Origin of the sequence: Halioglobus japonicus (assembly GCF_001983995.1) — a bacterium.
GTDB classification, from domain to species: domain Bacteria; phylum Pseudomonadota; class Gammaproteobacteria; order Pseudomonadales; family Halieaceae; genus Halioglobus; species Halioglobus japonicus.
In genome coordinates this window covers 1,415,839-1,436,062 of record NZ_CP019450.1, presented here as the reverse complement: position 1 = coordinate 1,436,062, position 20,224 = coordinate 1,415,839, and the positions used below count along the sequence as shown (strand labels likewise).

Annotated in this window: 18 protein-coding genes and 1 pseudogene; 4 read left to right on the top strand and 15 right to left on the bottom strand. The window is 56.4% G+C overall.

Translation table 11 applies throughout. From position 1 onward, the window contains the following. Window positions 1–22: 22 nt before the first annotated feature. The 11 genes and pseudogenes from rodA to BST95_RS06845 form a co-directional block, all read right to left on the bottom strand. A pseudogene (rodA, locus tag BST95_RS06895) lies at window positions 23–1,164 on the bottom strand (rod shape-determining protein RodA). Beyond that, window positions 1,164–3,020 (bottom strand): penicillin-binding protein 2, encoded by a 1,857-nt coding sequence (mrdA, locus tag BST95_RS06890; RefSeq protein ID WP_084198658.1) that lies wholly within the window; start codon window positions 3,018–3,020, stop codon window positions 1,164–1,166. The pseudogene rodA and the gene mrdA overlap by 1 nt, the downstream one beginning before the upstream one ends. Before the next feature lie 39 nt (window positions 3,021–3,059). Then, entirely contained in the window at window positions 3,060–3,530 is a 471-nt protein-coding gene (rlmH, locus tag BST95_RS06885; protein ID WP_084198657.1) for a 23S rRNA (pseudouridine(1915)-N(3))-methyltransferase RlmH, read from the bottom strand. Further along, window positions 3,530–3,871 (bottom strand): ribosome silencing factor, encoded by a 342-nt coding sequence (gene rsfS, locus BST95_RS06880; protein ID WP_084198656.1) that lies wholly within the window; start codon window positions 3,869–3,871, stop codon window positions 3,530–3,532. Before rsfS ends, rlmH begins: the two co-directional genes overlap by 1 nt. A 36-nt stretch (window positions 3,872–3,907) precedes the next feature. After that, window positions 3,908–4,564 carry a nicotinate-nucleotide adenylyltransferase gene (gene nadD, locus BST95_RS06875; RefSeq protein ID WP_084198655.1) on the bottom strand — a complete coding sequence of 219 codons (657 nt, stop codon included), beginning with the start codon at window positions 4,562–4,564 and terminating at the stop codon, window positions 3,908–3,910. Further along, the gene (locus BST95_RS06870; protein ID WP_084201077.1) at window positions 4,561–5,817 is read right to left on the bottom strand and encodes a glutamate-5-semialdehyde dehydrogenase; all 1,257 of its coding nucleotides are present in this window, start codon (window positions 5,815–5,817) and stop codon (window positions 4,561–4,563) included. Before BST95_RS06870 ends, nadD begins: the two co-directional genes overlap by 4 nt. Window positions 5,818–5,920: 103 nt before the next feature. After that, window positions 5,921–6,262 carry a CUB domain-containing protein gene (locus BST95_RS19925; protein WP_169843870.1) on the bottom strand — a complete coding sequence of 114 codons (342 nt, stop codon included), beginning with the start codon at window positions 6,260–6,262 and terminating at the stop codon, window positions 5,921–5,923. Window positions 6,263–6,354: 92 nt separating this feature from the next. Further along, the gene (locus BST95_RS06860; protein WP_084198653.1) at window positions 6,355–7,479 is read right to left on the bottom strand and encodes a S8 family serine peptidase; all 1,125 of its coding nucleotides are present in this window, start codon (window positions 7,477–7,479) and stop codon (window positions 6,355–6,357) included. Window positions 7,480–7,671: 192 nt separating this feature from the next. Continuing rightward, window positions 7,672–8,463: a phage tail protein gene (locus BST95_RS20080; RefSeq protein WP_205737339.1), complete on the bottom strand. Its 792-nt coding sequence runs from the start codon at window positions 8,461–8,463 to the stop codon at window positions 7,672–7,674. Window positions 8,464–8,523: 60 nt separating this feature from the next. Continuing rightward, window positions 8,524–8,757, bottom strand: a complete 234-nt coding sequence (locus BST95_RS06850; RefSeq protein ID WP_084198652.1) for a hypothetical protein — start codon at window positions 8,755–8,757, stop codon at window positions 8,524–8,526. Window positions 8,758–8,999: 242 nt separating this feature from the next. Beyond that, window positions 9,000–9,602 carry a peroxiredoxin gene (locus BST95_RS06845; protein ID WP_084198651.1) on the bottom strand — a complete coding sequence of 201 codons (603 nt, stop codon included), beginning with the start codon at window positions 9,600–9,602 and terminating at the stop codon, window positions 9,000–9,002. A gap of 296 nt (window positions 9,603–9,898) precedes the next feature. Here BST95_RS06845 and BST95_RS06840 point away from each other — a divergent pair, with 296 nt between their 5' ends. Continuing rightward, entirely contained in the window at window positions 9,899–10,105 is a 207-nt protein-coding gene (locus BST95_RS06840) for a bacterioferritin-associated ferredoxin (RefSeq protein WP_066055119.1), read from the top strand. A 211-nt stretch (window positions 10,106–10,316) separates the two neighbouring features. Here the strand turns inward: BST95_RS06840 and BST95_RS06835 are convergent, their stop codons facing one another. From BST95_RS06835 to grxD, 4 genes are all read right to left on the bottom strand, one after another. Beyond that, a complete protein-coding gene (locus BST95_RS06835; RefSeq protein ID WP_268244998.1) occupies window positions 10,317–11,072 on the bottom strand; it encodes an acyl-CoA desaturase in 756 nt (251 codons plus the stop codon). Window positions 11,073–11,357: 285 nt separating this feature from the next. Beyond that, window positions 11,358–11,996 (bottom strand): hypothetical protein, encoded by a 639-nt coding sequence (locus BST95_RS06830; protein WP_146004171.1) that lies wholly within the window; start codon window positions 11,994–11,996, stop codon window positions 11,358–11,360. A 90-nt stretch (window positions 11,997–12,086) separates the two neighbouring features. Continuing rightward, window positions 12,087–13,892 carry an IS1/IS1595 family N-terminal zinc-binding domain-containing protein gene (locus tag BST95_RS06825; protein WP_157114465.1) on the bottom strand — a complete coding sequence of 602 codons (1,806 nt, stop codon included), beginning with the start codon at window positions 13,890–13,892 and terminating at the stop codon, window positions 12,087–12,089. Between the two features lie 190 nt (window positions 13,893–14,082). Further along, complete coding sequence (grxD, locus tag BST95_RS06820; protein WP_066055122.1) at window positions 14,083–14,412, bottom strand: Grx4 family monothiol glutaredoxin; 330 nt, start codon at window positions 14,410–14,412, stop codon at window positions 14,083–14,085. 218 nt (window positions 14,413–14,630) lie between these two features. Here grxD and BST95_RS06815 point away from each other — a divergent pair, with 218 nt between their 5' ends. The 3 genes from BST95_RS06815 (at window position 14,631) to BST95_RS06805 (ending at window position 20,172) form a co-directional block, all read left to right on the top strand. Further along, window positions 14,631–15,794: an aspartate aminotransferase family protein gene (locus tag BST95_RS06815; RefSeq protein ID WP_084198647.1), complete on the top strand. Its 1,164-nt coding sequence runs from the start codon at window positions 14,631–14,633 to the stop codon at window positions 15,792–15,794. A gap of 30 nt (window positions 15,795–15,824) precedes the next feature. Further along, window positions 15,825–16,739: an ornithine carbamoyltransferase gene (gene argF / locus BST95_RS06810; RefSeq protein WP_084198646.1), complete on the top strand. Its 915-nt coding sequence runs from the start codon at window positions 15,825–15,827 to the stop codon at window positions 16,737–16,739. A gap of 559 nt (window positions 16,740–17,298) precedes the next feature. Beyond that, a complete protein-coding gene (locus BST95_RS06805; RefSeq protein ID WP_084198645.1) occupies window positions 17,299–20,172 on the top strand; it encodes a ribonucleoside-diphosphate reductase subunit alpha in 2,874 nt (957 codons plus the stop codon). Window positions 20,173–20,224: the final 52 nt, after the last annotated feature.

The window sequence follows — 20,224 nt, the reverse complement described above, 5'->3', positions numbered from 1 at the left end:
TTCTCACTTATTAGTACGCGGGCTAGCGGGTCACCAGTTTTCGTTCGGTACTCACCGCCATCAGGATACCGAAACCGGCCATCAGGGTAACTACCGAGGTGCCTCCGGCACTCACCAGGGGCAACGGCACCCCACTACCGGCAGCAACCCAGCCACCATGCCCATGTTGACAAAGATGTATACGAAGAAGGTCAGGGTCAGGCTGCCCGCCATCATCCGGCCGAAACTGGTCTGGGCATTCACCCCAATCCAGAAACCGCGCAACAAAATCAGTACGTAAATCGCCAGCAGCACGGCGACACCGCGAAGGCCGTGCTCTTCGGCCAGCACAGCGATAATAAAGTCGGTGTGACTCTCGGGCAGGAAATCGAGTTGCGACTGAGTGCCTTCGAGCCAGCCCTTTCCGGTCCAGCCACCGGAGCCAATGGCGGTTTTGGACTGAATAATATTCCAGCCGGCTCCGAGCTTGTCGCTCTCCGGGTTCAGCAGCGTGAGAATGCGCTGTTTCTGATAATCCTTGAGCACAAACATCCAGGCGGGCCAGGCTGACGCCAGGGCAAGCACCACCGCCCCGAAAATATAACGCCAGCCAATCCCGGCGACGAACAATACGAACAGGCCCGAGGAGGCAATCAGTAACGAGGTCCCCAGATCCGGCTGCTGCAGGATTAACAGGAACGGGATGGCCACCAGCACCAGCGCCACCAGAATATCCCTGAAGCGCGGCGGCAGCGGGCGATCAGCCAGGTACCAGGCCACCGCCATGGGCACCACCAGCTTCATCACCTCCGAGGGCTGAAAGCGGAAACCGCCAATCTGCAGCCAGCGCTGCGCCCCTTTGGCGCCCACCCCGAAAAACATCACCCCCACCAACATGGCTACACCGCCGAGATACAGCCAGGGCGCCCAACGCGTATAGCGCTGCAGGCTGAACTGCGCGCCGACAATCATGATGACATAGGCCACCGCAAAATAGCGGCCCTGGCGAATCACCGCCCCCATGCTCTGCCCTGAGGCGCTGTAAAGCACGAACAGCCCGTAGCCAGTCAGAATCAGCAGCAGCACCAACAGCGGCAGATCGATATGAAAGCGGGCAAAGGCGCTGGGCCGGCGCGCGAGATCGGCGCTGCCGTGGTGGGGCATCTGGCGGACGTAATCGCCCATCAGGCCGGGTCCTCGAAATCAGTGCTGCCAAACAGCCAGGTATCAATCACCTTGCGAGCAATCGGCGAGGCGGCGGAGCTGCCGCCGCCATTCTCGACAATAATCGCCACGGCAATGGTCGGCGCTTCGGCGGGCGCAAAGGCAATGAACAGGCCATGATGGCGATGCCGCTCATCCACTTCATCTTCGTTGTACACGGCGCCCTGGGCGATCCCGATCACCTGGGCTGTGCCGGTCTTGCCGGCCATCTGGTAGCGAATACCCTCGGCGAGGGCCTTGGCAGTGCCCTTCTTGCCATGCACCACCTCGAGCATGCCGTCGTATACCGCCGCCCAGTTGTCCTCGCTGGCCTGCATGGGCGCAAGTTCCGTGGCCGCCTGGGGCTCGCCGTTAATCGACTGCAGGAAGCGGGGAATACGGCGCTCGCCCTTACTGGCCACCACGGCCGTGGCCACTGCCAGCTGCATCGGTGTGGCCAGCATGTAACCCTGGCCAATACTGGCACTAATGGTCTCACCCGGATACCACGGCTGGCCGAGCGCATCGCGTTTCCAGCGCCGAGACGGCAACACGCCCTTGCGCTCATTGGTGGTATCAACACCGGTACGATCGCCCAACCCATAGGGCGCCAGGTACTCGTACATGGTATCGATGGTGAGCCTGCGCCCCAGGTCATAGAAATACGTGTCGCAGGACTCCGCGATCGCCATCTTCAGATCGACCTCCGGCGCATGGCCGGTGCCGCGAATCCGCAGAATCCAGTCGCGGTAGCGATGCCGATCACCGGGCAGGCTATACCAGCCAGGATCGGGCACTGTGGTCTCGGGCGTCACCAGCCCTGACTCCAGTCCGGCCATGCCCATCATGGGCTTGATCGTAGACCCCGGGGGATATTGTCCCTGCACGGCGCGATTGAACAGCGGGACGTCGGGTGAGTCGCGCAACGCGCTGTAGTTCTTGCTGCTAATACCGTTGACGAACAGGTTGGTGTCATAACCGGGTGTGGAGACCAGCGCGAGAATGCCGCCGGTTTTCGGATCCATGGCCACCACCGCCCCGCGGCGATCGCCCAGGGCGTCAAAAGCCGCCTGCTGTAATCGGATATCCAGGTGCAACTTGATATCCGCACCCGGCTTGGGTGAATTGCGCTCCAGAACTCTCAGCACTCTGCCGTGGGCATTGGTTTCCACGTTCTGGTAACCCACGTCACCGTGCAGCATTTCTTCATAGTATTTTTCGATACCCACCTTGCCGACGTGATCGGTGCCGGCATAGTCGCTCTCGTCCAGCTCCAGGGCCTCGCGCTCGTTGATGCGCCCCACATAGCCGAGCGCGTGGGAGAACAACTCACCATGGGGGTAATGACGCAACAGCTGGGCCTCTACGACCACCCCGGGGAGCCGGTAACGATTGACCGCCAGGGCCGCCTGCTCTTCCTCGGTGAGCCGGAAACGCAGGGCCACGGGTTCATAGGGACGGCGCCGCTTGAGACGGGTCTGGAAACGTTCAAATTCGCTGTCACTAATGGGCACCAGCTCGCCCAGTACCGAGAGCGTATCCTCCAGGTCACCCACCCGCTCCTTGATGACCGACAGGGTGAAGCTGGGGCGGTTGTCCGCCAGCAGAATGCCGTTGCGGTCGTAGATCAGGCCTCTTTTGGGCGGCAGTGGCTGCAGCTGAACCCGATTGCGGTCCGACTGGGTGACATATTGTTGGTAATCGGTGATCTGGAGACTGTAGTAGCGTGCAAAAATGACGCCCAGCATACCCAGCACCACGATTATCGCGGCCACCGTTCTCGCGCTGTAAATGCGGGACTCCCGGTGAGGATCCTTCAGGGCGATGGGCTGGGGCATGAAACAGCGTGGCCTGGAACGTACTTTGGTGAGTGGCTATTACTCGCGATGATACGGGTGATTGACGGTAATTGTCCAAGCCCGATACAACTGCTCGGCTAATAAAATTCTCACCAGCGGATGTGGCAGGGTCAGATCCGACAGTGACCAGCGCCGCTCGGCCCGCTCGAGACAGGCCTGGGAGAGCCCATCGGGCCCACCGATAAGCAAGCTGTAGTTCACGCCAGACATCTGCCAGTTAGACAACTGCTCTGCGAGTTGCTCTGTGGACAGGCTCTTGCCCCGCACATCCAGGGCAATCACCCGATCACCCGCGGGAATGGCCTTGAGAATCTGCTCGGCTTCCTTGTCGCGCAACTTGGCAGCACTGGTCCCCTTGCCGCGCTGGGCCAGGGGCAGCTCCTTCCATTCCACCTTGAGTTCGCGCGGCATGCGCTTGCTGTATTCCTCAACCCCCTGGCTGACCCAGGCGGGCATCTTGGTGCCGATCGTGATGATGCTGATGCGCATCAGTCGGCTTCAGGCTTGGGCTGCTCAGCCCACAGACGCTCCAAATCATAAAAATCACGAGTGGCGGGCAACATAACGTGTACGACCACATCACCAAAGTCCACCAACACCCATTCGCCGGCATCTTCGCCTTCCACACCCAGGGCGCGCTCGCCCTGCTTCTTCGCTTCCAGACAGACATTGTCTGCCAGCGACTTCACGTGGCGGTTGGAGGTGCCACTGGCGATCACCAGATAATCCATAACATCGGTGAGCCCGGTCACATCCATGGTCACCGTATTGACGGCTTTGAGGTCATCGAGGGCTTCGATGACGATTTCTTTCAGTTGCTCAGCTTGCATTGCGCAATTGGCTGTTCATAGTGTTGCCATTCCTGTTCATAGATAAAGTTGTCTCTCCTGAATATAGTCCAATACCGGCTCGGGGAGCAGATATCGCGGCGAGTGTCCGCCAGCCAACAGCGAGCGGATTTCCGTCGAGGAGATGGCCAATGGGCGTAGCTCTTCGATCAGCACACCCCCACAGGCTTGTTCGTTTAGTGCCGCGGCACTATCCAGCTGATGGGTGGCAAGCCATTGCGCCACCTCACCCTCGCGGGGAAATTCCCAGCCCGGCCGTGCCAGCACGACCACGTGGGCCACATCCAGCAGTTCACGCCAGCGGTGCCAGGTGTTGATGCGTTGCACCGCATCGGCCCCCAGCACCATGCTCAGGCTGTGGCCTTCGCCAAGCTCGCCGCGCAAGCCCACCAGGCTGTCGTAGGTATAAGAGAGCCCTTCCCGGTCCAGCTCACGCCGGTCACAGCGCAACCGCTGTTCACCGGCAACGGCCAGCTCAACCATGGCCAGGCGGTCCTGGGCACTACAACTGGGTGCTTCCCGGTGCGGCGGGACTGCACAGGGCATTAGCCGCAAATGATCCAGCCCCAGCCGCTCCACCAGTTCCAGCGCAGAACGCAGGTGGCCGTAATGAATCGGACTAAACGTGCCGCCAAAGACACCGACAGCGGTCAGATGGCGGGGATCAGCACTCAAGTGCGAACCTGACCCTCGCCCATCACCACATATTTCTGGGAGGTGAGCCCCTCCAGCCCTACCGGACCGCGGGCATGAAGCTTATCGGTAGAAATGCCGATCTCGGCACCCAAGCCATATTCAAAGCCATCCGCAAAGCGGGTGGAGGCATTGACCATCACCGAGCTGGAATCCACCTCTCGCAGGAAGCGCATGGCCCGGCCGTGATCGGTCGTGACAATACTCTCAGTGTGCTGCGAGCTGTACTGGTCGATGTGCGCCATGGCCTGTTCCATGTCGTCGACCACCCGCACCGCCAGAATCGGCCCCAGGTACTCGGCGTACCAGTCTTCCTCGGTCGCCGCATTGGCACTGTCAACAATCGCTCGCGTGCGCTCACACCCACGCAGCTCCACGCCAGCCTGACCGTAGGCAGCCGCCAGGCGTGGCAGTATGGCCTGCGCCTCTGCGGCGTGTACCAGCAGCGTCTCCATGGTGTTGCAGGTGCCGTAACGCTGGGTTTTGGCATTGACGACAATCGCCTCCGCCATATCCAGGTCGGCGCCGGCATCGATATAAACGTGGCACACACCATCGAGATGCTTGATCACGGGCACCTTGGCATCGTTGCTAATGCGCTCGATCAGCCCTTTGCCACCGCGCGGCACAATCACGTCCACATATTCAGGCATGGCAATCAGACGGCCCACGGCAGCGCGATCTGCGGTTTCCACCACCTGCACAGCCGCCGCCGGCAAACCGGCCTGCTCCAGTCCCGCGGCCAGGCAACGGGCAATGGCCAGGTTGGAGGCAATCGCCTCGGAGCCACCGCGCAAAATAGTGGCATTGCCAGACTTGAGGCACAGACTGGCGGCCTCGACGGTCACGTTCGGGCGCGACTCATAAATAATGCCAATCACACCGAGCGGCACGCGCATGCGCCCCACTTTGATGCCACTGGGCATGGTATTCATATCGGAGATGGCACCCACGGGATCGGGCAGCGACGCTACCTGCACCAGCCCTTCGAGCATGGTGTCGATACGCGCAGGCGTGAGTTCCAGGCGATCCATCAACGGACCGTCCAGACCATTGGCAGCGCCACGCTCGAGGTCCTCGGCATTGGCTTTGGCGAGCTCCGGTCGTGCGGCATCCAGCAAATCACGCGCGGCCAGCAAGGCGTTATTGCGCGCGGCGGTACTGGAAGCAGCCACTTGGCGCGCTGCGGCGCGGGCCTGGCTGCCTAACTGCTGCATGTACTGCTCTACATTCATCTCGGTCATTTCTGGTCGTAAAAATGGCCCGCAATTATACCTGACCTTTTGCCGATCTCCAGCGCTTGGAAGGAACGAACCCATTGGCCGGAGTGAGCAGGGCCTACTGCCTGGCGGCAGGAATCGCCGAAGCCTCCAGCTTGAAACCGCTGTTTTCATTTTGCGCGTCACTGGCGAACCAAAGTAATACCGAACTGCCTTCTACCAGTATATTGTGGGGCAATTGTTGGCCAGATATACGCATTAGCAGATTCCTCTGCTGAGTGCCCTCGCCGCGAAAAAGGTACAGCGAGTCCACGTTCAGTTCGGTATCGAGCTCGAGAAACTTCAACATCACATGCTCTCCAGCACCTGGCACAAAGTGCCACTTACAATCGCTGTTGAAGGCGTAATTCTCAGCGCCACTGCCATCCTCGATAACAATACCCGGAGAGTCTGCGCTCAACGGTACTTTTGTGGTTCCCGTACAGAAACGCGTGGATTGATCAATGTTCCTTGTTGCATACGGCAATTGAAAGTCGAATGCCTTATTTGATTTCACCTCCAGCTCAATGCTGATGGCAGCGTGCTCGGTCTTGATTTCATAGGGAAGCGCTGAAAGCTGCCCCGCCAAATCGTATCTCCTGAATGGCTGTCGACGATACTCAGCGCAGAACCTTTGGGCTCTCCCTGAACGAATGGCGTGAGGGTGAGGCCCGCGTAGTCCCTTTGAGGCGATATCGTCCAGTGGCGTATTTTAGCTCCCGCACCGCGCCTGTTTGCGTAGCCAATCGCCCCTTCAGGTGATTCGAGCCTGTCAAACGCGTACCACCCCCTGGTCTTGGCGCAGTTGATCGCAGCCTGACTGTCGAGCGCACCCGCGCCGAGAAGGCCCGGATAGTTTGGGTTTCTGGAATCCAGCGGTGAGGCCGTTGCTTTAAGGCACAACTGGATCTGTCGGTTACTCAATGATGGGTTGGTGTACTTCATCAAAGCTACCGTCGCTGTCACCAGCGCGGTAGCGTTGGAAACTCCATCGATATCCCCGGGGGAATTTTCAGCTAACAGAGCTTCAGGGTAGCCGGCCGAGGGAGCGGCAATATCCACTTCATCTCCATAGTTGCTGCGATAGAGGTGTCCGTTTGAATCTATACCGGCGACCGCAAAAACCGCCGGGTGTGAGGCCGGAAAAGCTGGATCCGACTGGGGGAAATTGCCCACAGCACCGACTACAAAGATATCCTCAGTTCTGGCCTGGACCAGGGCGTCCCTGGCCTCTCGGCTTGCAATGCCACCACTCCAGCTAAGGTTGACGACGTCAGGCTTATAGCTCACGGCCGTTTCTAGACCCAGATAACCATCCGCCATATTCAGGTTTGTAGCTGTATCAGCGATAGACTTGATAAACAGTAGTTTAATCGGGTAATCGTCCATCTCCCCGAAGTGGGCCCGAATCCTCTGGGCAATGTGCGCAGCCATATAGGTGCCATGAGGATAATCCGCCAGTCGCTGTACTGGAGGCCGGACATCTTCATCCTGATCAGAGATATCCCAACCTATAACATCATCTACCCGACCGTTGTGATCATCATCGAGTCCGTTATTGGGTACCTCCAGGGTATTGCTCCATAGCATGCCCCGAAACAAGTCCAGGTCCGTCACCAGTGCATCATCGACAATCACTAACAACAGGCCTGCTTCGAGGCTCCGCTGCAGTGGAAATAGACACCACCATGCCAACAATTATAAGCATGAGTACCGAAGCAGTACTGACAAACGAGTGCGGGCTGAAAACGTTGAGCATTTGAAGACGTAGGCGGTGATGACAGTCTCGATGAGACGAGTATGCCGCTATTTACAGCAGAATCACTGAACTTATAAGGCTTCTCTGACTAGCTCTGAGCCCAATTTTACCCCCAACTGCCGAGAGGTAAGACCAGCCCCCGCACCCTCACCCACCACGGTACGACCGCGCATATCGGGTAATCCAAAAGCTGTTCTACCGTCGCCACCGTAAGTGGTGCCGTAAAGTGCAAACAGCGCGCCGTATGAGGCGATGGACAAGAGCTGACCATCACAGGCAGCGTATCCACGTGGGTCAAAGTTATACCCGTGGAAGAAGATCCCGCCTATAAAAACTTCGTTGCCAAAGGAGCGGCTGGGAAATAGACCCTGCAAGGCGACAGAGCAGCTCAGCACCAGGGAGGGCTGCATATTATCAAGGGAGGGAAGAGCGGTTGAAGGAATCGAAGTAAAACGTATGGTTTTTACGTCTGGATTGCCTGGATCAAGCGATGCTATCTCCAGACCGACATCCGCCACCAGAGTAATGCCCGCGGGACCTTGCGGACCTGCGGCGCCCTGAGGACCGGGAGGGCCCGCTGGGCCAGCAGGACCTTGGGCACCGGCGGGTCCTTCTGGGCCGGCTGGCAACGCGTTGATGGCATCACTCAGTGACTGAAAATTCTCATTAACCTGATCAGCGTCTGCGACGGTGCCATTGCTAAAAGTGTTAGGAACACTTACACCGGAAGCATAAGTCGTACTCGTCAGGCCTACAGAGGAGATTGCGAGGGATTTCACAAGGCTACTCATTATTGCTAGCGAATATCGTCTGCCGGCTTGGACAGTTGAGCTTATTTCCTTCAAGGATAAGTGAATTCTCATGTGGGTTCCTGTGTTTATAGCGATTGTAGGGAAGTGAACATGATATTAGTGATTTATCAGCTAGCGCTTTTTCCGCTTTCCAACCAACCGATAGAGCAGCGGTAGCGCCGCAACGATAACAATGAGGGCGATAACGCCCTCTTCAGGTAGTGAGGGGATAGCTTGTGCTTCAGTCGCAGAACCCACACCCCAGGCACTGGCACCCCACGTGCCGGCGCCCCAGATCAGCCCCTCCTGAGCACTGGCCTGAAGAGTCGACGATAAAAATACGACGAACAACGATACTCGCTTCATTTATTTTTCCTATAGCAAGAAAAGCACTGAGGCGGTTGAGTTATGCATAGAACTCGAGAGCGCAGCACCATCGGCCCAATACGGCTCCCCTAAACTCACAAGCATCAGTTAGTGTCGACGATAGTCAAACTATCAACTTCATGTCTAGCATTTCATGGGTTCCACCCATTCTCGTAAAAACAAAACGACACAAAAAAGCCCGGGACATGCCCGGGCTTTTTTGTCTGAGGGTGTAAGCGAACTTACAGCTCTTCGGAGTTCTCAGACAGGTAGGCAGCAACGCCATCGGGAGAGGCGTCCATACCCTTGTCGCCTTTGCTCCAGCCAGCCGGGCACACTTCACCGTGCTCTTCGTGGAACTGCAGTGCTTCAACCAGACGAATCAGTTCGTCGACGTTACGGCCCAGAGGCAGGTCGTTCACCAGCTGGGAGCGGACAGTGCCTTCCTTGTCGATCAGGAATGCGCCACGGAAGGCAACACCGCCCTCGGCTTCAACGTCGTAGGCACGGCAGATGTCGTGACGAACGTCGGCAGCCATGGTGTAGGTGACCGCGCCAATACCACCGGCGTTGATGTCGGTGTTACGCCATGCGTTGTGGGTGAACTGTGAGTCGATGGACACAGCAACCACTTCAACGCCCAGCTCGCGGAATTTCTCCATGCGGTGTTCCAGAGCGATCAGCTCAGAGGGGCATACAAAGGTGAAGTCCAGGGGGTAGAAGAATACCAGGCCGTACTTGCCAGCCATGGCCTCGGAACGCTTGTAGGAATCAACGATCTCGCCATTGCCCAGAACCGCGGCTACATCAAAATCAGGTGCAGGTTTGCCAACTAGTACGCCCATTTGCTCTTACTCCAATATTGGGGGTCACAGATAACGCGAGGCTCTGCCTCGCAGGTCGGGTGTGAATAATACACAGGCTGAGGGGCGGCGCAATTTGATTATACGCATCAGACATATAGAAAATAACTATTGCCAACGTCCACCCCATTGTTAAACCCTTGTTCTTACTGGGGTATTCGCCGGATGCTGCGGCTGACTGGCGATAGAGGCGAGAATGTTGTTGACAATCATTCTCGTTATTATTAACGTAAGCATCATCTTAGCCACACCAAGCCAGTACGAGTTAATTCAGCACCATGTACGTCTGCCTCTGTAAAGGAATCACCGACACCCAGATCCGCGCTGCGGTTCAAGACGGCGCCAGTTCACTGCGTGAAGTCAATCGCAACCTCGGCGTAGCCAGCCAGTGCGGCAAGTGCGGCATCATGGCCAAGGAGATCGTCCAGGAATCACTGAACGACCTGGCAGAACGCGAAGAGCAGCTGTTCTACGCCGTGAGCTGAAAACAGCAACACCAGATAGCAAAAAGCCCGGGCATTGCCCTAGGCATTAAATATCTCTGGATATGGCGTGCCTAAGCTTAGTCGGACAAACAAGGCCCAGCATCGGAAATGATGCTGGGCCTTTTTTATATCATGAAATAATTTATAGGCAAAGAATCTAGCTGTATCACCGGCAGCTTTGGGGCCAAAAGCGGACACGGACCATCATCGCCTATTTGATGAAATCTACGAGTAAAAGATCTTCCCGCGACTTCTCTCCTCTTGGTAAACCAATGTTCCAAACGAGCCCGAGAGATTTGAGTAGTCTAATGACTTCCCATCCGGGGTCATATTCATTTGGCTGCAAGCCGATTCTCGCCGATTCAGGAAAAGCGTGGTGATTGTTGTGCCAGCATTCACCAAACGTGATCAATCCATAACCAGTCAGATTAGAAGCTTGCACCCCAGCATCGGGCACCAGGTAATTTCCCGGTCCTGGATTATGTGTAAGGTAGGTGACTATCCAGTGTCCAGATACGCTGACGAAGACCCGGCCGAAAACGCCCCAGACCACCCATGGCCAACCGCCCACAAGAAAAAGTAATAGGGCAACTGGCACTTGCTGTAAGATCCAGGTGCTCTCAAGAAACTGGTACCACCTGTCCTCTAAAATCTCTGCCTCTATTTGGATCTCGGGAGTGTTCTGGAATTCAAACCTGCAATTTAGTTGCCAAAGTGCGTCCAGCCAAAGCGGGCTGCGATGAGAGAAGAATGGATGACAATGAGGCATCCGTTGTGCCCAGTCGCGAGTATCATGAATTAGAACTAGACCGATAGGGCCGGCCATCCCAACCAGCACGCCCAAGTAAACCAGCAATCTCTCAAGCCACTTAGGACAATCAAATGAGCGGTGTATGAGCTTTCGATGCATTCCAACTGAATGTCCAATGAGAAGGGTGGCATAAGTCGAAACAAGAAAGACAAGCACTGCCCCATACGTGGTAGCTAATGGAGCGGCCACTAGAAACGAAACCAAACAAGAATTAATCCAGAGTGACTTCAAAGGCGACCAAACTATCCTCCCCCTTACCGGATCGCCCGAGTCATCAGTTATTCGAAAAACTTCAGGTCTCACAGTGTCATTAATCCCGATCTTTCTATGGGCCTTAAATGCAACGCTAACTGCATCTGACGTTCGTTAGTGGTCGATATCCGTTCTTTCGCAGATCAAACTTTCGAATGGCAGCTATGGGGCCAGGAGCTGCCGTTCTAACTACTCCACACCATCTTGGGGAAGTGTATCAATCATCGCAGGCGTTACTCGATGAACTGGAAGGCCAGCAATGCTGGGATTCATCTTCTCGGCCGTTGCTCGATCTCGATCCCACAAGTCTTCGATGGTTACGTTTTCATTAGATAGTGGTTCTCCTGTTAGAAGAATCTCACCAAGGTAGTTTATTGCGCCGCCTTTAATTTCGACTTCCATCAGAATATCGGTTTCTGCGTTACTGCTGTAGCTGTAAACATAGACTGGACCAGCAGGCACGAGCGAATCGTACCCTCTACCTCTTCGACCAATCAGGTAGTATTTCCCTTCTTTAAGCTCAAACATGTGCAGGAAACCATATTTTCCTGTCCCCATATCTCCCGTTGCCCCGGCTAAGCGAACATCTTCGGCCTTCAAAAATTCGTCAGAGACAAGCCCATGAACAGGATCAATGTGCGCCACTTCATAACTTACAAACGGCAAATTATCGAATAGGCTGGTATCAACACGCCCGTGTGTCGTGATAACAATAGCCACATCTTCAGGCAGAGTACCTTGTGAGCTGAGTACAGGTGTGTTGACAGTCGTAGCACATCCAACAAGCAGGCTAAGTGCAGCAAGAATAAAGGGAAGAAGTGGTTTCACGGGTGTTTTTTCTCTGAATTGACTGAGGGGAGCGGATGTCAGCTTTGTGGACGAAAGCGGACATTGACATGATACTCCCATTCTTGTTTGTCATGGCAATAAAATCTTGCGCAGATCAACCGGCCCATCAGCCAATCCAATTTTCATCGCTGGTGTTTCCCTCTTATTATTATTGTTGATCGGGGAGTAGTTGAAGTAGGTTCGCAGAATTTCCAGCAACTGTACTGGTCGATAGGGATTATATGGAGACTTCCCATACCACTTTCTACCTGCACCTGCTGGGGATGAAATTGGTCGTTCCAGCATTGATGATCGTCTTCTTGCAAACTGCATGAAGTTGTCCACCTTGAGCATCGAACAATGCGCGGCGACTCTAGCTTTCTCGTGTATGTCTTCATCCTCCATTGACGTCATGTGAGAAAACCTTTTCTGCACCTCTCCCCGGGTAGGCACTGGATAAAGCGCCCATCGATCCTTCCACTTTCCTTCTCCTCGAAGGTGGGCGTTCATCGTCTGTTCCACAAGATACCAAGTGGCCTCGAGCTCAGTTACTCGGCCAAGCTGCCCCTGAGCTGATCTTATTGCACGACGGCCAATTCGTGTCGCTTCTTCCCTCTCATCTCTAGTGGCGCCATCTTTAATTGCCACATAGAAGAGATCACTGTCCCCATTTCGTACCATATCGCCAAAGGAAGACATGTAGGCGGCTCGTATCCCAGACTCCTGTTCAGTAAAGAAGTGGACCTTTTCAGACTCACTCAGCAGAGAGCGAATGATCTGAAAGTGTGCGTACAGGACATAGTCTTCCCTGAACTGCATGCCTTTGCGGGGCAGCATGCTCTCAAGTGACAACTGATCACTTGGGAGTTCGACATCGTCCCTCTGATCAGCATCTTCATATCTTGCCCGTAACCTTTGCAGGGCGTCCGGAGAATATGCCTCAAGAGGTGACCGAGCGTTTGTATCATGTGATTGATAGTCATCATCCAGCCAATATTGAGAATATCTACGCAATGCCATTGTGTAGTCTTGATCACCCCGCTTCCATGACTCGATATGAATAAAGTCTCGATCAGCGCGGGGGTCATAGGATAGATGGATTGGGAAGACGTAACCGCTACTACAGTCGGCACTAATCGTTGAACGAAATGCTATGTTACGTTTGTCTTCTCGCTTGTCCCAGTTGATCAAATAGGCTTGTCGATCAGTACAAAGAAATAGTTCCTCATGGCGACCAGATCGTTGCTTGAAATTGGCTTCCCGTTCTCTGTTAAAGCGAAGGCAGGCTTTGTACGCCCGCTCCATATTGTGATAAATGACGGGAGGGGATAATTCTGTAGTCTCTTGAATGCGATTAATCTCAAGACCATTCAATAGGTGGAGAATTGATTCCACATATTTGTGGGATTTCCGCCCATGAGTTGCAGGGTAGCGGGCTCGCTGCACAACGAAAGTTTTGCCACAGCCTTTGCACTTCCATCGCTGAGAGCCTGTTTCTGTACGGCCCCGCTTTACATACGCACCAGTGCTGCCATTCAAGCCGACCTTAGAGATATTGTTGCTGCACTCAATATTTGGGCAGTAGTGATTGTCAGGCGACCATGATAGTGAATGTATAGTTTCGACAATTGCCTGATTGTTTTTTAGGGGAATAGATTCATTGCAGGATTTGCAGATAATGACCCTTGCCGACTTTGCTGAACCCGCTCCGGTTAGCTCGAAATTCTCACGAACCGGGCGTTTGCTCCCACTTACGCGATAGTTAGGATCAGATCTTGAGTTTTCTGCTGGTACACCAAAGTTCTTGCACCTGGGATTCTTGCAGGAGTTTACCTGTATGCCATCGTATTCAGGCGGGATTCTGTCCCTTTTCTGATCAGATTTGTGATCGGGCATTAAAAAACTCACTCCTGATAGGATTGCTTCCCTATAGGAGTGAGTTTAGGTACACATTTCTGTTATATCCAGAAACATTTAATGCCTAGGGCATTGCCCGGGCTTTTTTTGTGCCGAAGTCCTTCGCACAGACCATTCACGCCAGTGTCACATGGCTGAATAAGCCTCGGCGGCTAAGGTCGAAGCCAGATTACTCCGCCGGCTGCGCCGCTGCAGTTTCCTTGACCAGGGTCTGCAGTTCGCCTGATTCAAACATCTCGGTAACGATATCGCAGCCGCCGATCAGCTCACCACCTACCCACAGCTGCGGAAACGTCGGCCAGTTGGCGTACTTGGGCAGTTCGGCGCGCACCTCAGGGTTGGACAGCACGTCAACGTAAGCAAAGCGCTCACCGCACTGCATCAACGCCTGCACAGTGCGCGCAGAGAAACCACACTGGGGCTGGTTCGGGGAGCCCTTCATGTAAAGCAGAATGGGGTTGTTGCCGATCTGTTCTTTGATAGTTTCGATAGTATCCATGTCAAATCCTGTAGCTGGGGTCGGTGGGGCCGACGATATCAAGGCCGCGCATTCTACCCTATTCCACGCTCAAAATATCCACGCGCTTTGCGGGTGATTTACAAGCGCAGTGACGGCGTCTATAGTGCTCGGTCCCCAAGGCAGCCCAAGCTGCCTTTTTTGTTTGGGCCACCGCATGAAATGGGGACGGGGTCCGCGAATTACAAGGAGAGCACACCATGTCGGCGTTGATGCCCACTTATGCCAGGTTACCAGTCACTTTCAGTCACGGAGAGGGTGTTTATCTCTTCGACACTGAAGGGCGACGATACCTGGACGGCATCTCCGGTATTGCGGTCAACGGCCTGGGTCACAATCACCCGGGCGTGACGGCCGCCATCCAGGATCAGGCCGGCAAACTGGTCCACACATCCAACCTCTATGGGGTCGGACCACAGGAGGCACTGGCAGAGCGGCTGACAGAGATCTCCGGCATGGAGCGCTGCTTCTTTGGCAACTCAGGCGCCGAGGCCAATGAGGCGGCGATCAAGATAGCCCGCCTGCACGGCCACAACCGCGATGTGGAAAAGCCCACCATCATCGTACTGGAAGGCGCCTTTCACGGCCGCACCCTGGCCACACTGAGCGCCACCGGTAACCGCCAGATCCAGGCCGGCTTCGAGCCTTTGGTCAGCGGCTTTGTGCGCGCTCCGCGCAATGACCTTGAGGCCATTCGCCAGATCGCGGCCAACAACCCAGATGTGGTGGCGTTTCTAGCTGAGCCGATTCAGGGCGAAGGCGGCGTCAACCCTCTGGACGAGGACTATTTGCGCGGCGTGCGCGAAATCTGCGACGCCCAGGGCTGGCTGATGATGCTCGACGAAGTGCAGACAGGTAACGGCCGCACCGGCACCTGGTTTGCCTATCAGGGTATGGGGTTCATCCCGGATGTCGTGACCACGGCCAAGGGCCTGGGTAACGGCGTCCCCATTGGCGCCTGCCTGGCCCGCGGTGAGGCGGCAAACACATTCGGTCCGGGCCACCACGGTTCCACCTACGGCGGCAATCCGCTGGTATGCGCTGCAGCCCTGGCGGTGGTTGAAGCCGTTAACGGCGAAGACATTCTCACCAACGTCGAGCGCATGAGCGCCCTCATTCGCGACACGATTAGCGCCGATCCGGCAGCGGCACCGCGTATCAAGGACATCCGTGGACGCGGCCTTATGCTGGGCTTCCAACTCGACCGCGACTGCCCGGAGCTGGTGAAGGCAGCGCTCGATGCTGGCCTGCTGATCAACGTCACTGCCGGCAATACCGTGCGCCTGCTACCCCCCCTGATCATCAGCGAAGACGAAGCGCGCGAGCTGGCCCAGGGCGTCGCCAATCTGATCGCCGGCCTGTAGCCAACACCGCGAATTTTTAAGGAAAGAACTATGGCTTCAACACAGCACTTCCTGACCCTTCTGGATTTCAGCCCTGCGGAATTGAACACCATCATTGCCCGGGCGTCCGAGATGAAACAGGCCCACCGCAACGGCGAGGACCAACGCGCCTTCCCCGGCCACGTCCTGGGCATGATTTTCGCCAAGTCATCCACACGCACTCGCGTCTCTTTCGAGGCGGGCATGGCCCAGCTCGGCGGACACGCGATGTTCCTGTCGCCCACCGACACCCAGTTGGGGCGCGGCGAACCCATTGAAGACTCCGGGCGCGTCATCTCATCGATGGTCGACATCGTCATGATCCGCACCTTCGGCCACGACATTGTCGAGACCTTTGCCGCCAACTCATCGGTGCCTGTTATCAATGCCCTGACAGATGACTTCCACCCCTGCCAGCTGTTGGCGGACATCCAAACATACGTTGAACACCGCGGCAGCATTGCGGGCAAAACCGTGACCTGGGTGGGCGACGGCAACAACATGGCCCAGAGCTATATAAACGCCGCGCGCCAATTCGATTTCGAACTGCGCCTGGCCTGCCCCGAGGGCTATGACCCGCGCAGCGACCTGCTCGAGGCCAACAGTGACCGCGTACGCCTGGTTCGCGATCCCAAGGCCGCCGCCGAAGGCGCCGACCTGGTGGTGACGGACGTATGGGCCTCCATGGGCCAGGAAGAAGAGCAAAAGCAGCGCGAAGCTGCCTTTGCCGGCTACCAGGTCAATGCCGAGCTGATGTCGCGTGCCGCCAGTGACGCGCTCTACATGCACTGCCTGCCCGCACACCGCGGCGAAGAAATCAGCGCTGAGCTGATGGACGCAGCGGATACTGTCATCTGGGACGAGGCGGAAAACCGCCTGCACGCGCAGAAAGCGCTCATGGAAACCCTGCTACTGGCAAATCGCTAAGCCCCCCGCACGGGCCCTGCCCCACAGGGCCCGCTGCTTAATAACAAATCTGTATATTCCTGCCTGTTTATAGAAGAAAAAAATTCATCACCCGCTGCATTGGCCGCCAGCCCCCCATCGGCTTGGGTTTTAGCGTTAGCACTCACCCACCTGGCCATCTATCAACAAGTTGTCCACAGCATAAACCCAGGCTGATGCCTTGCAATAGCGGACACTGCGCACTATCTTGTACTCATTCCAGCGAGACACCCCAATATATGGGATAACCGGTGACCAAAAAACAAACAAAAAGTATCGGGATGTAACTGAATTGTTACCCTTTTGCACAGTTTGGAGCCACCGCTACACACCGCTGAACAGAATTAGGAGATCGCAACCGTGCTCACCCACTGACCGGGGTAGGCATATCCAGCGGCTGCGAAACATGTAGGGGAACTTCCCGCCACCCGACCGGGGGCCGTCTCAACAGGCCCTCCCAGGGCGGCCACCCCCCATATCCGAAACGCTGTACCTGACATCAGAACTATAAGGCGCAAGCCACTCAAGGAATCGGAGAGATATGCAGACAGAGACCAATCCCAGCGGCACCAGCACCGGCGCTACTCCCACCGACCAGGACACCCCCGTCAGCGGCGGCATCGCGGCGACAGCGCCCGGCCAGCTGCGCGTCATCAAGCGCAATGGCACGGTGGTTCCCTTCGAGGGCAGTAAAATTGCCGTTGCGATCACCAAGGCCTTCCTCGCAGTGGAAGGCGGCACTGCTGCGGCGTCCAGTCGCATTCACGAAACCGTCGCCAAGCTGACCGATCAGGTCGCCGCGACATTCAAACGGCGCATGCCCTCCGGCGGCACCATTCATATCGAAGACATCCAGGACCAGGTAGAACTGTCGCTGATGCGCGCCGGCGAGCACAAGATCGCCCGCGACTATGTAATCTACCGCGAAGAGCAGGCCCGCAAGCGCGCGGCCAAGGCATCCCTGTCCCAGGAAACACAGGAAGCGGCCAATGCCATCAGCGTGGTACAGGCCGACGGCAGCCGCATCCCTCTGGACCTCGATCGCCTGCATACAATTGTCAGCGAAGCCTGTGAGGGCCTGAGCGATGTCAGCGAAGCGGACATCCTTGATGAGGCGCTGAAAAACTTGTACGACGGTGTGACTGCCGACGAACTATCGACATCGCTGGTGATTACCGCCCGGACCATGATCGAGCAGGACCCGAACTACAGCTATGTGGCCGCCCGCCTGCTCGAAGACAGCCTGCGCGCGGAAGCACTGGCCTTTATGGGGCTCGCCGACAGCGCCACCCACGCAGACATGGCGCGCCTGTATCCGGCAGCGCTGCCTGCGTATATCGCAAAGGGTGTAGAGCTCGAGTTACTTGCCCCGAACCTGCTCGACTTTGATCTCGAGCTATTGGGCCAGGCCATTCTGCCCGAGCGTGATAAACAGTTTACTTATCTCGGTCTGCAGACACTGTACGACCGCTACTTTATTCACAGCGACGAAGTACGCTTCGAATTGCCACAGGTATTCTTCATGCGCGTGGCCATGGGCCTGGCGACCGAAGAAGCGGACAAGAACGCTCGCGCTATCGAGTTCTACGAGCTGCTGTCATCCTTTGACTACATGAGCTCCACCCCGACCCTGTTCAACGCGGGTACGCTGCGCCCGCAGCTGTCGTCCTGCTACCTGACCACGGTGCCGGATGACCTGCACGGCATTTATGGCGCCATCCAGGACAACGCCATGCTGTCCAAATTTGCCGGCGGCCTGGGTAACGACTGGACTCCGGTGCGCTCACTGGGTGCCTACATCAAGGGCACCAATGGCAAGAGCCAGGGCATTGTGCCCTTCCTCAAGGTGGTGAATGACACCGCAGTGGCAGTAAACCAGGGCGGCAAGCGCAAGGGCGCAGTGTGCGCCTACCTTGAAACCTGGCACATGGACATTGAGGAATTCGTCGAGCTGCGCAAGAACACCGGCGACGATCGCCGCCGCACCCACGACATGAATACCGCCAACTGGATTCCTGACCTGTTTATGAAGCGGGTGTTCAACGACGAGGACTGGACCCTGTTCTCACCCAGCGATGTACCCGACCTGCACGACCTGTACGGCAAGGCCTTCGAAGAGCGCTACTCCCAGTACGAAGCCATGGCCGCCGCGGGCGAGATCAAACTGCACAAGACCGTCAAAGCCGAGAACCTGTGGCGCAAGATGCTGGGCATGCTGTTTGAAACAGGCCACCCGTGGATGACTTTCAAGGATCCCTGCAACATCCGCTCGCCACAGCAACATGTGGGCGTGGTGCACTCATCCAACCTGTGCACCGAGATCACCCTCAACACCAACGCCGACGAGATCGCCGTGTGCAACCTCGGAAGCGTTAACCTGCCCCAGCATATTGGCGACAACGGCCTCGACCAGGCCAAGCTGCGCAAGACCATTCGCACCGCCGTGCGCATGCTCGATAACGTCATCGACATCAACTACTACTCGGTAGATACGGCGCGTAATTCCAATATGAAACACCGCCCAGTGGGCATGGGTGTTATGGGTTTCCAGGATGCCCTGTACAAGCAGCACCTCGCCTATGGCTCGGAGCAGGCCGTGGAATTTGCCGACCGCTCTATGGAAGCGATCAGCTACTACGCCATTGAGGCGTCCAGTGAACTGGCAGCCGAGCGCGGCACCTACTCTTCCTACGAGGGCTCACTATGGAGCCAGGGTATTTTCCCCATCGACTCCCTCGACAAGCTGGTGGAAGAGCGTGGCGAGCAATATATCCAGGTGAATCGTGACCAGACTCTGGACTGGCCCACACTGCGCGCCCTGGTGGCGCAGAACGGCATGCGCAACTCCAATGTCATGGCAATTGCACCCACCGCGACCATTGCCAACATCACCGGTGTCTCCCAGTCCATCGAACCCACTTATCAAAACCTGTACGTGAAATCGAACCTGTCAGGTGAGTTCACCGTGGTTAACCCCTATCTGGTCAACGACCTGAAAGCCCGGGGTCTGTGGGATGGAGTGATGGTCAACGACCTCAAGTACTACGACGGTTCCGTACAGGCCATCGACCGCATTCCGGCAGACCTGAAGGCAATTTACTCAACCGCCTTTGAAGTGGACCCACGCTGGCTGGTTGACTCTGCCTCCCGTCGCCAGAAGTGGATTGACCAGGCCCAGTCACTCAACCTGTACATCAATAACGCCAACGGTAAGAAGCTGGATATCACCTATCGCATGGCCTGGTATTCCGGTCTCAAAACGACTTACTACCTGCGTTCGCTGGCGGCCACCGGCACCGAGAAATCCACAATTGATACCGGGGCACTGAACGCGGTGTCCAATGAAGCGGCAGCACCGGCACCTGTACCGGCAGCCTGCTCACTGGATGACCCGGACTGCGAGGCCTGCCAGTAAGCAGGTCGGCAGCGTGATACAGACAACAACAGAAACCAAAGCCAGGGGACAA